The 14,047-nt window shown below is 67.3% G+C and carries 11 protein-coding genes; 7 read left to right on the top strand and 4 right to left on the bottom strand.

Annotated features, from left to right (window positions below):
* Positions 1-956: 956 nt before the first annotated feature.
* On the bottom strand, positions 957-1,655 hold the full coding sequence (locus ACTWQA_RS56995; protein WP_443167134.1) for a response regulator: 699 nt from the start codon (positions 1,653-1,655) through the stop codon (positions 957-959).
* On the bottom strand, positions 1,652-2,884 hold the full coding sequence (locus ACTWQA_RS57000; RefSeq protein WP_443167144.1) for a sensor histidine kinase: 1,233 nt from the start codon (positions 2,882-2,884) through the stop codon (positions 1,652-1,654). Before ACTWQA_RS57000 ends, ACTWQA_RS56995 begins: the two co-directional genes overlap by 4 nt.
* Before the next feature lie 415 nt (positions 2,885-3,299).
* Here ACTWQA_RS57000 and ACTWQA_RS57005 point away from each other — a divergent pair, with 415 nt between their 5' ends.
* The 3 genes from ACTWQA_RS57005 to ACTWQA_RS57015 all read left to right on the top strand — a co-directional run bounded on the left by ACTWQA_RS57005 (position 3,300) and on the right by ACTWQA_RS57015 (position 7,991).
* On the top strand, positions 3,300-4,463 hold the full coding sequence (locus ACTWQA_RS57005) for a monooxygenase (protein ID WP_443167135.1): 1,164 nt from the start codon (positions 3,300-3,302) through the stop codon (positions 4,461-4,463).
* A 23-nt stretch (positions 4,464-4,486) separates the two neighbouring features.
* A complete protein-coding gene (locus tag ACTWQA_RS57010; RefSeq protein ID WP_443167136.1) occupies positions 4,487-5,425 on the top strand; it encodes a Rieske 2Fe-2S domain-containing protein in 939 nt (312 codons plus the stop codon).
* 388 nt (positions 5,426-5,813) lie between these two features.
* A complete protein-coding gene (locus ACTWQA_RS57015; RefSeq protein WP_443167137.1) occupies positions 5,814-7,991 on the top strand; it encodes an MMPL family transporter in 2,178 nt (725 codons plus the stop codon).
* 271 nt (positions 7,992-8,262) lie between these two features.
* Here the strand turns inward: ACTWQA_RS57015 and ACTWQA_RS57020 are convergent, their stop codons facing one another.
* The gene (locus ACTWQA_RS57020; RefSeq protein WP_443167138.1) at positions 8,263-8,385 is read right to left on the bottom strand and encodes a hypothetical protein; all 123 of its coding nucleotides are present in this window, start codon (positions 8,383-8,385) and stop codon (positions 8,263-8,265) included.
* Between the two features lie 274 nt (positions 8,386-8,659).
* Here ACTWQA_RS57020 and ACTWQA_RS57025 point away from each other — a divergent pair, with 274 nt between their 5' ends.
* Both ACTWQA_RS57025 and ACTWQA_RS57030 read left to right on the top strand, forming a co-directional pair.
* Positions 8,660-9,076, top strand: coding sequence for a DUF6223 family protein (locus tag ACTWQA_RS57025; RefSeq protein WP_443167139.1), 417 nt, complete (start codon positions 8,660-8,662; stop codon positions 9,074-9,076).
* A 130-nt stretch (positions 9,077-9,206) separates the two neighbouring features.
* A complete protein-coding gene (locus ACTWQA_RS57030) occupies positions 9,207-9,431 on the top strand; it encodes a hypothetical protein (RefSeq protein WP_443167140.1) in 225 nt (74 codons plus the stop codon).
* 169 nt (positions 9,432-9,600) lie between these two features.
* Here ACTWQA_RS57030 and ACTWQA_RS57035 read toward each other — a convergent pair whose 3' ends face one another.
* Positions 9,601-10,701, bottom strand: coding sequence for a tyrosine-type recombinase/integrase (locus ACTWQA_RS57035; RefSeq protein ID WP_443167141.1), 1,101 nt, complete (start codon positions 10,699-10,701; stop codon positions 9,601-9,603).
* A 380-nt stretch (positions 10,702-11,081) separates the two neighbouring features.
* Here ACTWQA_RS57035 and ACTWQA_RS57040 point away from each other — a divergent pair, with 380 nt between their 5' ends.
* Both ACTWQA_RS57040 and ACTWQA_RS57045 read left to right on the top strand, forming a co-directional pair.
* A complete protein-coding gene (locus ACTWQA_RS57040) occupies positions 11,082-12,647 on the top strand; it encodes a Mu transposase C-terminal domain-containing protein (RefSeq protein ID WP_443167142.1) in 1,566 nt (521 codons plus the stop codon).
* 30 nt (positions 12,648-12,677) lie between these two features.
* On the top strand, positions 12,678-13,718 hold the full coding sequence (locus ACTWQA_RS57045) for an AAA family ATPase (protein WP_443167143.1): 1,041 nt from the start codon (positions 12,678-12,680) through the stop codon (positions 13,716-13,718).
* Positions 13,719-14,047: the final 329 nt, after the last annotated feature.

A 14,047-nucleotide genomic window follows, 5' to 3' on the forward strand; every position in this document is an offset into this window, starting at 1 on the left:
GGGACTGCTTGGGGTCCTGCTGTGGTCCTGCCACCTGCTCCAACCTCTTCCAACGGGTGATCAAACTACCCGCGGCTGATAGGTGTTTCGGACCGGGACTGGTTCATTAGCTCTGACGCGGATGGGGGATCGCTATTTGTCGTGGCCTGGCGTGGAGATGGCAGGTGGTTGAGCCCGATCGCGCTAGATGCAACCTGCTCACGGTTGTTGGCACCACCTCGGCGGTCGACGTGCTCCTGGTCCTGTTCCGCCAGGTCAGCGCCCCAAGCTCGTGCCCAGAAGGCTGAGAACTCCACGCTGGTGCCAACAACCGTGAGCCGTCGGTGCCAACAAGCCTGATCCGCCGAATCGAGTTGAGCAGGTCACTGCCGCCCACCGGTTCCAACTACCGTGAGCCGGCTCAGTGGTGGTTGATCAGTGCGAGCGAAGGGCCGTTGTCCGCCCGTAGCCCTGCTCACCCCAGCAACTCGAGCGCTGATCCGAAGCCACCGCTATCCCGGCTTGGACCATCCGCTGTTCTGGCCGGCGAGTCGCACGCCGCTGCCAACGTGTTGCCACCACCGACCGGCGCCTGGGCGAGGGTAGAGCCCGGCGCAGGTACCGCATCTGGGCGATGGCTGCGGAGCCTGCCCGGTGGGTGCCGGGCACTGCGCAACCCCGAAGATCCGGAAGACGATGATGATCTGCCCCGTAACGGCCCACAGTTCGGTCGCGTCCGAAGGCATGATCCGCATCTATGAGATGTTTGCTCTGTGGAGGAGATGGGGAATCCGACGTCGGCGTTTTCGCTGGACGGATCCGCCCTCCGCTACGCCGACAGCGGCGGAGCCGGCGTGCCGCTGGTGTTCTCTCATCCGCCGGCCGCGAGCGCGGCCGCCACGGCGGGCGCCCCAGGTATTCGACAACGACATGATCATCTACGCCCGGCCGCTGCGCGAGCGCGGCGTGGCCGTGCCCTACATCGAAGGGCTGACCAGTCCTGTTTGGTAAGCGATGACGACCAATTGCGCACGGTCGCGCGCACCCAGTTTCGTCATCGCGCGGCTGACATGGGTGCGCGCGGTGGCCGGGCTGAGAAACAACTCGGCACCGATCTCGTGGTTGCTCAGGCCCTGTCCCACCAGGGCCAGCACTTCGCGCTCGCGCTCGGTCAGCACCGCGAGCCGGTCCTCGGCGGTCCGGGCAGTTGTTCGTCGCGCGGTGAACTGGCCGATCAGGCGTCGGGTGATCCGCGGCGCGAGCAGCGCGTCTCCGGCAGCGATCACCCGGATGGCCTGGAGGAGCTCGGCCGGCCCGGCGTCTTTGAGCAGGAAGCCGCTGGCACCGGCCTGCAAGGCGTCGAAGACGTACTCGTCGGTGTCGTAGGTGGTGAGGATGAGGACTCGGACCTGCTCCAACCCGTGCATCTCGGCGATCTGGGCGGTGGCTTGAATCCCGTCCAGCTTCGGCATGCGGATGTCCATGAGGACGACGTCGGGACGAGTGGCGCGGGCCCGCTCGACGGCTTCGGCGCCGTTGGTGGCTTCCCCCACCACAGTGATGTCGTCCTCGAGGTCGAGCAGGACCTTGAACCCGGATCGCACGAGACCCTCGTCATCGGCGAGCAGCACCTTGATCTGAGCGTTGATCAACGATGAGGCAGCCGCCGCGTTCATAGGCGCGACCCGGTCGGCGCGAGGGGCAGCCGTGCCCTGACTTCGTACCCGCCGCCCGGAATCGGCCCGGCGTCGAGTTCTCCGCCCAGTAGCTGACAGCGCTCGCGCATGCCGACGATCCCGCGGCCGGGCTTGGCCGAGCTGCCCGTGCCGCTCGGATGCCCGCCCCCTGGGCGCGGATCGGCGGAGTCATGACCTGGGGCGGCACGGCGGCCCTCATTGGTCACACGGATCTCCAAGATCTCGATCCCGGGGTTCAGCGCCACCGTCACCCGAGTCGGGCCGACGTGGCGGACCACGTTGGTGATCGATTCCTGAAGGATACGGTAGGCGGCACTTCCCACCGCGCTCGGCAACGGCGCCGCGGGCAAGGTCTCCTCGACCTTGATATCGAGTCCCGCCTCACGTGCCTTGGCGGCCAGTTCGTCGATCTGCCCCAGCCCGGGGTACGGCACCCGCCCGTCACCGTCGTCGTCACGGAGCACGCCGAGGATGGCCCGCATCTCTCGCAGCGCCCGGGAACTGGTCTGCTCGATGGCGCGCAGCGCCTCGCGCGCCACTTCCGGCCGCTTGTCGAGCACGTGCGCGGTGACACCGGACTGGACGTTGATGATCGCTATGGCGTGCGCGACGGTGTCGTGGACCTCGCGCGCGATCCGGAGCCGTTCAGCGTCGACACGCGCCCGCGCTTCCTCCTCGCGAGTCCGTTCAGCCAACTCGGCGCGCTCCTGAGCTTCAGCCGCGATGACCTGTCGGGACCGGAAGGACTCGCCGAGGGCCGCGCTCATGACCGACGCGCCGATCCGGAAGTACACCCAGCCGATGGCAACGCGTGGCTCGATGTCGGCCGCGGCGACCAGCCAGCCGATGGCGAGCACCGAGGTGCCCACGCCGGCGATCACCAGCGACCGGCGCCCGTCCCCGTAGGCGGCGAGGGTGTACAAAGCGACCACGAGCCCGAGTGCACCGGGCCCGTCCGGGAAGTCGAGGCCGTAGTACACCAAGCTGGCGAGAGCGGTGGTGACGAACACCGGCACCGGCCACCGACGGCGGAAGGCGACGACCACGCCACTCACGATCAGCAGGACATATCCCAGGTGTCCGAGGTCGCTAAGAGGACGCTGTACTACCTCATCGGCATTGCGGACGAGGGTGCCCTGAACCTGCATCACCGTGATGAGGAGCGCGAGCAACACGTCCTGCGCCGGCACCGGCAGGCGCAACGACACGGCGCGGTGTTTCATGCCGCGATCCTACGGTTCCCGCGCGGGAGAACACTGCGCCCAGATGCGCGACCGCCTACGACGACGGATGTAGCCAGGCGCGAGGTGTCTACGCAGAACTGCGTAGACGCTGCCGTCCGTTGTCGGAGGCCGCGGCCGTCTCGAAGGCGCGATGATCGATTCCGCGAAAGACCTACGAACACCTCCATGAGTACGGCCCGTCAGCTGGATGCCATCGCCGAGCAGGCACAGGTCGTGGATCCGGACAACTTGAAGGAGCGTGTCATGCGTAGAGCTTTCACCAGCCTGGCGACGCTGCTGCTGGCCGTCCCAGCTCAGTTCGCTGCCGGGATGGGCGGGCCCGTGAAGCCAGGAATCTCCTGGAAACCTCCAGACACGAAAGGTCATCATGAGGAAACGGATGAAGTACCGGCGGATGACTGCCCTGGCAGCGTGTTCGGTGGCAATGGCGATGGGGCTCACCGCCTGTGCGTCGGACTCCGCGGATTCTGAGGCGGACGCGCCGCACGCCGGCCATGGCACCTCCTCGCCCGTGGCATCGCAGCCGTTGCGAGCCGGCGAGCGGTTCCTGAACCTGACCATGCCGGAGTCCTATACGCCGTCTGCTCCCAATGGCGGCACCGATGACTACCGGTGCCTGCTGATCGATCCACACGTGACCAAGCCGATGTTCCTGACCGGAGCCCTGTTCCAGCCCCAGAACGCGAAGATCGTGCACCACGCCGTTGTCCAGGTCGTCGCGCCTGAGGCCGCAACACGGGCGCACGCCAAGGACGCCGAGACGCCGGGCCCGGGCTGGACCTGTTTCGGCGATACCGGGTTGGGCCGGGTAGCGGGGACCTATGCCAGCGCCTGGACCCCCAACGGCACGGAGAGCGTCCTTGAGCAGGATGTCGGCTTCCCCGTCAAGCCCGGCAGCCTGATAGTCGTTCAGGCGCATTACAACCTGCTGGCCACCGATGGCCGCGCGGGCGAAACGGACCAGTCCAGCGTCCGGTTGCGACTGACCGACGGCACAGCGGCCACCAAACCGCTCCGCACTCTCCCCCTGCAGGCACCGATCGAACTGCCCTGCGCCAGCGGTGAGTCCGGTGTGCTGTGCGACCGCGCCGCGTCGGTCGCGGATGTCACCAAGCGCTTCGGTGACAGAGTCGGGGGTATTGCGCAGCAACTGCTGGAACTCTGCGGCAACGGCAAGCCGGTGCCCGGCAACACCCAGCACTGCGACTATCCGATACAACAGCCTATGACGGTGTACGCGGCGTTGGGACACATGCACATGCTCGGGCGCTCGATCAAGGTCGAACTCAATCCCGGCACCGCCCGGGCTCAGACCTTGCTCGACGTCCCCAACTTCGACTTCGACAATCAGAAAACCCGGCCATTGCCCACCCCTGTTGACGTCAAGCCAGGAGATAAGCTGCGGGTCACCTGTACCCACGACGCCACCCTGCGGCAGCAACTGCCGGCGCTGAGCAAGCTCCCACCGCGATACGTGGTCTGGGGCGACGGCTCAAGCGACGAAATGTGCACCGGCTTCATGATCACCTCAGCCACCGAATGACTATGACGCGCGGGGATTCCCCGATGCAGTCACCGTTCTGGGCGCTGCTGCCGCTGCGCGCCTTTCTCGGTGGCACCCTTGTGTACGCCGGTGTTTCCAAGCTCTTCGACCCGCACTACTTGGATGACACCGCGCCGCTTGGAGTCCACGCCCAGATGCTGGCCGCCGCCGAGATCTCCCCGATCGGCCCACTGGTATCGCTGGCGGCCGACCACTCGATCGTCACAGGCCTGACGATCGCCTTTGGGGAGATCGCGGTCGGACTCGGTGCCATTCTCGGACTGTTCACCCGGCTCGCCGCCCTCGGTGGCGTCCTCCTGTCGGTCAGCTTTTTCCTGACGGTGAGCTGGACGACCCGGCCGTACTATTACGGGGCCGACATTGTTTTCGCTTTCGCTTGGACCCCGCTGCTGATAATGGGTGACGCCGGGGTGTTGTCATTGAGCGCCTGGCTGCGGGCGAAGGTGCGTCACAAGCTCGGTCTGCCGATGCGCAGCACGCCGGACGAAAGTGTGGTCGTCCAGAACGACGTCAGGCGACGTACCATGCTGCGGGGCGGTCTGATCGCGGCAGCGACGACCGCTGTCGGAGTGGCCGCGGGGAGCGCGCTGGCACTCGCCCGGCGGCCCGTGGTCTCGCCGGGGGACTCAGCAAGCCCAGGGGCGGGGAGCGGGCCGGTGATCGCTGCCGCCGCCGACATCGCTGTCGGATCGTCGAAGAGCTTCACCGCGCCAAATGGGGCACCTGCCTATCTCCTGCGCCCAGCCCCGGACACGTTCCTGGCGTTCAACGCCACCTGTACCCATCAGGGTTGCCCGATCTCCCACATAGGACCCGGGTTTCGTTGCCCTTGCCACGGCTCCACCTTCGATGAGAACGGACAGGTGACCGGAGGGCCGGCGCGCGCACCGCTGATCGAAATCCCCGTAAAGGTCATCGACGGCCAGGTCACGATTACCTGATTCCAACCTGCCACGAGAGCACATGAGGGAAAGGACCAACCACGTTCTCAAAGGTGCAAGGGGCTGGCCTGACGGCGACGATGACTGAGAGTCACCATCCGCGCTCGTTGATGACGTAGAAGAGACTGGCTCAGGTCCCGGTGACAACCGAAGAACTGACGAGTTCTTCGGTTGTCACCGAGCTCCGTATGGACGTCGTTCAGGCCACCATGCTGCCACGCGCGCTGCTCATGCTGACCGACAGCGAAATCACCCGGCGACACCTGATTATTTGCCCTGATCAGGTGTCGCCACCCCCGAGCACTGCCAACCGAACTCAGGCAAGGGGCGTGACCTGCGATCTCCGGATGGAATCAGCCCCATGAAAGAACCGACTTGAGGAAAAGAATTGAGAAATGAGACCTCCAAGACCGATGGAGCGCTGGCGGGACTGGCCCGGTTCTGTTACCGGCGCCGCCGTCTGGTCCTGCTAACCTGGATCGTCGGCGTGATCGCCGTGGCGTTGGTCGGCTTCGGGTACGGCGCCGCCCCCGACAACGATTTCACCGGCGGAAACTCCGAATCCGCCAAAGCGCAGCAGCTGATCGAGCAGCATTTCCCCGAGCAGCAAGGAGACACGCTTACCCTCGCGATCAAGGCAGAAAAGGGAATCGATGATCCCGCCACCCGGCAAAAGATCGAGAAGGTCCTCGCCGAGCTCGATGGCTCACCTGTTACCGGACCGGTGATTTCGCCCTATCAGGACAAGAACCTGGTGACGGAGGATCGTCGTGTCGCCCGTACGACCATCCCGCTGAGCGACAAGGAGGTGGAGAAGACCGAGGTCAAGCCTTTGGTGGACATGGTCAAGCACGCCTCCGACGACAGCGTCACGCTTGGGCTGAGCGGGTACATGGCGGAAAAGGCCGAGACGCCCCCACAGGGTCCGGCCGAGAGCGTGGGCATCCTGGCGGCAGCAGTGATCTTGTTCATCGCCTTCGGGTCGCTGGTGGCTATGGGCTTGCCGATCGTGACCGCCCTCCTCGCAATTGTCGGCGGCCTCGCGCTGATGAAGCTGGTCGGGCACGTGGTTCCCGGGCCGGATTTCACTTTGGTCTTCGGCGCGATGATCGGGCTCGGCGTCGGCATCGACTACGCACTGTTCATCGTGACCCGCTACAAGGACAGCCTGCAGGATGGCAATGATCCCGAGAGCGCCACGGTCAAGGCCATCACCACCGCCGGTCACGCGGTGCTGTTCGCCGGCATTACCGTCGTGATCGCGTTGCTGGGCTTGGTCGTCATGGGACAGCGGCTGATGACCGGGGTGGCCGTCGCCACGTCGGTGATCGTGCTGGTAACGATGATCGCCGCGGTGACCCTGCTGCCCGCGTTCCTAGGCTTCACCGGCTACAAGATCAACTCACTGCGCCTGCCCCGTCGCACGCCCCGTCGGAACCAGCCCGTCAGTGCCCCGTCTCAGCAGCGCCGTACCCTCGCCGAGCGCTGGGCCGGCATGGTGCAGCGCAAGCCGGTGATCGCCGCGACACTGGCCGGCGCGGTTCTGCTGGTGCTGGCTGCCCCCACGCTGTCCATGCGGCTGAGCCAGCCCGACGCCAGCGTCCAGCCCCACGACAGGAGCAGCTACACCTCGTACGAGATCCTCTCCGAAGGCTTCGGTCCCGGCTACGGCGCACCTCTGATCTTCACCACCCAGGTCGACTCCACCGACGCCGATCTGCGTCCCGTCGTCGAAGCGGTCCGCAACACCGACGGCATCGCCTACGCCACACCACCCCGGGTCAGTGAGGACGGGCAGGCCGCCACCTTCACTGCCTTTCCCACGACCGGGTACCAGGACGAGGCAACCGCGAACCTGGTGCACAAGCTCCGCGACAACGTGCTGCCTAACGCACCCGGCGGCCAACAGGTCCTCATCGGCGGCCCGAACGCCGCCACCATCGACCTCGCCGAGGAGTCCAGCTCGCGGCTGCCCCTGATGATCGCGGTCGTCATCGTGATCTCCATGGTGCTGCTGATCGCGCTGGTCCGGTCAGTCACGATCGCCCTGCAGGCCGCCGTGATGAACCTGCTGTCCATCGGCGCCGCCTACGGCGTGATCGTCGCGGTCGTACAGTGGGGATGGCTCGGCCCCGCCCTCGGCTTCCCCGCCGCCATGCCGGTCACGACCTGGGTTCCGATGATGATGTTCCCGGTCCTGTTCGGCCTGTCGATGGACTACCAGGTCTTCCTGATCTCACGGGTCCGTGAGGAGTACGAGCGAACCGGCGACACCCGCACGGCCGTTGCCCGAGGGCTGGCGCGGACCGCCAAGGTCATCACGGCCGCAGCCGCCATCATGATCGCCGTCTTCACCACCTCCCTGCTCGGCCCCGACATCGCGGTCAAACAGGGAGGCCTGGGCATGGCCGTCGCCGTGCTCATCGACGCCACCATCGTACGGATGATCCTCGTCCCCGCAGTAATGGAACTGTGCGGCAAGGCCAACTGGTGGATGCCCACGCGCCGGGCATCGAAGCCGACCCCGGCCGCACAGGCCAAGCTCGAAGAACAGGCCAGGGTCTGACCCTCACCAAGCCGGAGTGCGGGAATCCGGGCGGGTTCCCGCACTCTTTCGCACAGCTCCGGAGAACGCATTCCCACACCCACTAGCTTTGACGGTCTCTACACCCCACTGAGCGAGTTCCATCCTGTTTCCGCAGGTAGAGCGGGCTGGTGTGGTGGCGGTCGCCGGCGGTGACGAACACCGGCACCGGCCACCGGCGGCGGACGACAACGACCACGCCACTCACGACCAGCAGGACATATCCCAGGTATCCGAGGTCGGTAAGGGGCCGCTATACCACCTCGCCGGCATCGCGGACTATCGTGCACTGAACCTGCATCACGGTGATGAAGAGCGCGAGCAACACCTCCTGCGCCGGCACCGGCAGGCGCAACGACACCATGCGGTGTTCCATGCCGCGATCCTACGGTTCCCGCGCGTGAGAACACTTCGCCCAGACGCGCGGCCGCCTACGACGACGGGCGTACCGAGGCACGAGTCGTCTACGCAGAACTGCGTAGACGCTGCCATCCGCTGTCGGAGGCCGCGCCTGCCTCGACGGCGCGATGATCGATTCCGTGAAACCTCTCCCAGGAGCTCGCGCTCATCATCGGCACCTCGACCGGCATAGGCCGAGTCACCGCGCTGCACACGCTGCCGACGCCCGTCATTCGACAGAAAGGATCCTCATGTTCGTCCGTCACTTGCCAGCCACCGCCGCAGCCGCCCTGCTCGGAATTGTGGGGCTCGCCACACCGGCAGCCGCGCACGTTTTGGTCCAGCCCGTCGGTGCTTACACCTTGACCTCCGGGCGTCTCTGGACTGTGGTGGCCGCTCTGCTGGGGCTGCCCGGCGTGGTCGTCGGCGGGCTGGCTCTGGCCCGCTCCGCCGGTCGTATCGGCGCCGGCACCGGGAGAAAAGGGGCCATCGTGGCCCTGGTGGCGGGGCTGGCCTGCGCGGTCATCGGCGGGCTGGTTGTGGCCGCCGCCGACGGTGGTCCCGGCACCGGCTACGGAATAGTCGGGGGCTACGTGGACCTGGCGATCGGGCTGATCGCCATGGTCCTCGGCGGGCTGGCTCTGGCCCGCTCCCGCCGCACCGCCTGACCCGGCCCCGGGCCCGGCCCCGGGGCAGTGCCCGTGCCGTTCACCAACGACATCACCGCCTGGTTCGTGCTTGGTCCCGGACGTGCCGCATCAGGAGGTCTGCCGTAGCGGTTCGGCTTCTGCTGGCTCCTTGGCGGAGGGGATACACCTGCTGGATGACCTGGCCCGCCTCATCGCCGCGGCCACGGCCGCAGGGGAGGCCGGTCAGCGCCCGCGGGGCATGCGCGTGGCCGGTCAGGTGCGGCAACTGGCTGGAGCAACCATGCAGGCCCGCCTGGATGATCTGGACGCGCGGGTGGAGCGTCTGCAGGCCATGCGCCGCCGCCGGCGGTGGTGGCGGCGGGGCACGCGCTGAGCCGGCCTACCTGCGTGCCCATATCCGTTGGATTGCGACGGAGGCCCAACTGGGACAGGCTCATCAGGCGCTCCTTCGGTCAGCCGCTCATCTCCTGCGTGCGGTGCGGCGGCCTCGCACTCCTCATCGAACGGGGCCCGCCGTCGGCCGTGACGTGCGTGGACGGCGATCACATGTCCTCGACGTAGCCGGCCGCGACCTCGTCGGGTGGGTTGGTGTAGATGCGCAGGTAGCGGTCGTTGGCGTGGCCGAGGCGGCGTTCGAGCTCGGCCCGGTTGTGGCCGGAGCGCTGCGACAGTTCGAAGGCGAAGGTGTGACGGGCGTCGTGCGGCCGCAACCGGCCGAGCTTGCGGCCCGGGTCGCTGATCTGGGCGTCGTGCAACCGGCCGATCTGCTCGACGATGGTGTTGATCGAGCGTGGGGACATGCGCCCGTCAGGCCGGCGGGCGGCGATCGAGGCCGCCGCCAAGAACAGGGCCGTCGGCGAGGTGCTCCCGGCGGCGTCGCCGAGCCGCTCGGCCTCGAGGTAGTCGGCCAGCGCCAGGCGGGCGTCGCGGCCGACGAAGACGGTGCGGTTGGTGCGGCCTTTGCCGCGCACGCCGACCAGGCGGGCCGTCTTGGCCGGGCGCAGTTGCTCGGGGTCGGCGGGTTGCAGTTGCTCCAGGTCCAGGGCGACCACCTCGGCGCGGCGTAGCCCGGTGCCGAACAGCAGGTAGACGATGGCCCGGTCACGCAGCGGGCGGGCATGGGCGTGCAGGCGCGGACCAGTGCCGCGGTGGCGGCGGCCCTTGAGCTCGTGGAAGGTCTCGATCCGGTCCACCACGTTCTTGACCGTGCGCACCTGTGCGGCGGCCAAGGCGCGCACCTCGGGGGCGGGCAGACGCAGCGGGGCCACCTTCTTGGCCGGGTCGCCGTGGCGCAGCAGTTCGGCCGAAGCGTGCGTGGCGATCCAGGAAAACAGCGCTGAGAGATGAGCCAGGTGGTTGTTGACCGTCGCGGCCGCCATCGGCGCGGCCTTGCCGTCGCGGCCGACATTGCCGGCGGCGGCGAGGTAGTCGCGCCAAGCGGCCACCTCCCGTGCGGTGACGGCCGAGACTCGGTCGTGCCCGAGACCGCCGGTCATCCACGCCGTGAACCGCTCCAGATGCCGGGTGATCTTGTCGGTGACCTCCGTCGAGCGAACCCCGCGCACGGCCAGATCGAGGTAGCGCTCGGCCCAGGCGGTGAGGCTGTCACCGGTCGGATCGACAGTGTCCGGGAGACTGACCACCTTTCGTGAAGTGATTTTAGCGCGCTCCGGCGACGTGCTGCGGAGCGGCGAGCTGGGCCTAGATGACGGCATGCCGCCAGGTTACTTCACGGAAGGGGGCTTTCCTGAAGTGACTCTCCAGCAGGGCTCAGCTGCCCCCGGTCGGTGGCCAGAACGACGGTGATGGCCTGCTCCACGATGGCGTACACGGGCAGCCGGTCGACTCATCAGCACGCGGGCCCTCGGTTTGCGGAGATGGTCGTAACCGTGGCCTGCACGAGTGTGGTGGGCATCCATTGTGGGGACGGACGATGGCAGGGTGAGTACCGCGAACGAACGACACTCACAGGCCAGACCGGACAGCGGGCGCTCCGGGGGGCGTGGCCGGGCGTGCCCTGGCCATGAGCCGGTATGAGGCGCTGGCGCCGCACCTGCACGAGGGAGTGCCGCTGGCCCGGCTGGCGGCCGCCCAGGGCGACGGCGGCCCCTCCTACCGGACCTTGCAGCGGTGGCTGGCCGCCTGGCGGCGCTCCGGCCTCGACGGCCTGACCCGCGCCAGCCGCAGCGACAAGGGCCTGCGCCGGTTCCCGGACGAGCTGGTGGCGTTCGTCGAGGGGCTGGCGTTGCGCAAGCCCCAGCCCAGCGTGGCCACGATCCACCGGCAGGCCGAGAGCATTGCCAAGGCGCGCGGCTGGCCCGTACCCGGCTACTGGACGGTCCACAGCATCGTCACCGAGCTGGACCCCGCGCTGGTCACCCTCGGCCTGGAGGGGACCCGCCGCTACCGGGAGGCCTATGAGCTGGTGTACCGGCGAGAGGCGACCAAGCCGAACGAGATCTGGCAGGCCGACCACACCGAGCTGGACATCTGGGTGCTGGATGACAAGGGCAAGCCGGCCCGGCCCTGGATGACCGCCATCGAAGACGACCACTCCCGCGCCATCGCCGGCTACGCCGTCAACCTGGAGGCCCCCTCCGCGCTGACCACCGCACTGGCGTTCCGGCAGGCGATCTGGCGCAAAACCGAGCCGACGTGGCACGTGTGCGGCATCCCGGCGGTGTTCCACCTCGACCACGGCTCGGATTTCACCTCCGCCCATCTGGAACAGGTGATGGCCGACCTGAAGGTGATCCCGGTCTTCACCTTGACGGGCCAGCCCCACGGCCACGGCAAGATCGAGCGGCTGATCGGCACGATCAACCAGATGTGCCTGGCCCACCTGCCCGGCTACGCGCCCCGCGGCACCCCCGACCGCGCCGGCCAGGCACAGTTGACCCTCCCGGAGCTGGACGCCGCGATCGGCCGGTTCATCCGCGAGGTCTACAACCTGCGCCCGCACAGCGAGACCAAGATGCCGCCCCAGGCTCGCTGGGAGGCCGGCGGCTTCATCCCGCGCATGCCCGACTCGCTCGAACAGCTCGACCTGCTGCTGCTCACCGTCGCCAAACCCCGCAAGATCCACACCGACGGGATCCACTTCTTGAACCTGCGCTACCTCGACCCCGTCCTGGCCTTCTACACCGGAGAGCAGGCCACCATCCGCTACGACCCCCGCGACATCACCGAGATCCGCGTCTACCTGCATCGCGACGGCGCCCCGGCCAGCACCGCCGGCACCGGCGAGGAAGAATTCCTCTGCCGGGCGATCTGCCCTGAACTGGCTGGCATCACCATCAGCCTCAAAGAGATCACCACCGCCCGCAACGCCCGCCGCAAACAGCTACGCGGCCGCCTGACCAGCCGCGCCCAGGTAGTCGACCGGCTCCTGGCAGCCCACACCGAACCCCTGCCCGCCGGCTACCCCACCACCGGCCTGGCCAACTGGATGACCCCCACCGAGCTCAACGGCGACGGTGCCCGCACCACCCCCGACACGCTCCACGCGCCCGCTGAGCCGCCGAGCGGCACCGACACGACCGCTACCCATGGTGACGGCCCGCAACTCAAACGCTATTGGAATGAGTGAGCCCCATAGGGCCCGGATAGGCACCATGGCGTGGATCCAACAGAGGACGACAGCCCACCCGACAACCCCGACCAGGCCGGCGATCCAGCAGCATCCTCCGACCTGAGCGACTCCGGCAGCACCGAGACGGCCGCCACGGAGGAGCTCCGTTCCGGAAAAGGCAGCTCACCCCGCCGCGACGCGACCGCACCGCCAGGACCTGCTAGTCCGTCCGGCAACAGCGCCAACAACGTCACGAACGGGAACGGACCCAGACCGGTCTCCTTCCCGATCGTGATCACGAAGGAACACAGGCTGTTCATCGAGTTCGCCGACGCCGTCCGCCGCGAACGCTACGTCGGCCTCTGCTTCGGCGCCCCCGGCGTCGGGAAAACGGCTTCAGCCCGCTACTACTCCCAATGGGACAAACTCGCCCACCAGCTGGACGGCAGTCACCCGATCGGCGCCGACGACCCGGACACCTCCGCCGAACAGATCCTCGCCGCCCGCGCCGTCATGTTCACACCCAAGGTCCACAACACCCCCCACCACCTCGACAAAGAGATCTCCTACCTGTGCGACCGGCTCGGCTGGAACGTCGAGCTCATGCTCACCCAAGGCCGCGGCGTCGACGAACAGGGCATGCTCAACGCCGCAGGCCACGCCGAACTCCTGATAGTGGACGAAGCCGACCGCCTCAAAACCGCCGCGCTCGAGCAGCTCCGCGACTACCACGACCGCACCGGCATCGGCCTCATCCTGATCGGCATGCCCGGCATCGAAAAGCGCCTCTCTCGCTATCCCCAGCTGTACTCCCGCGTTGGGTTCGTCCACCACTACAAACCCATGTCCGCCGACGAACAAGCCTTCGTCCTCGCCCGCTCCTGGCCCCACCTGCGGCTCGCCGACACCGACGACTACACCACCAACGAGGCCGTCGCCGCCATCGCCCGCATCACCAGCGGCAACTTCCGCCTCACCGTCCGTCTCATCAGCCAGATCCAGCGCGTCCTCGAGATCAACCACATGTCCATCGTCACCAAGGAGGTCGTCGAAGCCGCCCGCAAGAATCTCGTCATCGGCACGATGTGACCCCGTCGCCCAAAACCCGAGACCCACCAGGACGCATCTTCTGGAAGGGCCGTTGTTCTCTTGCTCGGTGAGAGCCGAAGCAAGAGAACAACGGCCCTTCGCGTACGCGGACCACCCATCCTCTCCACACACCACGACAAGTAGCGATCCCAAAATCACGTCATCAAGCGATCCAAGTCACACCCAGGCCGAGCTTGTCACCTCAAGTGTGTAAATTCTTACTCTGAGTAATGGAGAGTGCTCTTTACCTGATTTACTTGATCCTTCCCGGGTAGGCGATCTCGAGTTCGTTGAGCGCTTCGCGCCAGCCGAAGGTGCGCTGCCCTTCG

The sequence above is a fragment of the Nonomuraea sp. 10N515B genome, from assembly GCF_052245915.1.
Classification (GTDB): Bacteria; Actinomycetota; Actinomycetes; order Streptosporangiales; family Streptosporangiaceae; genus Nonomuraea.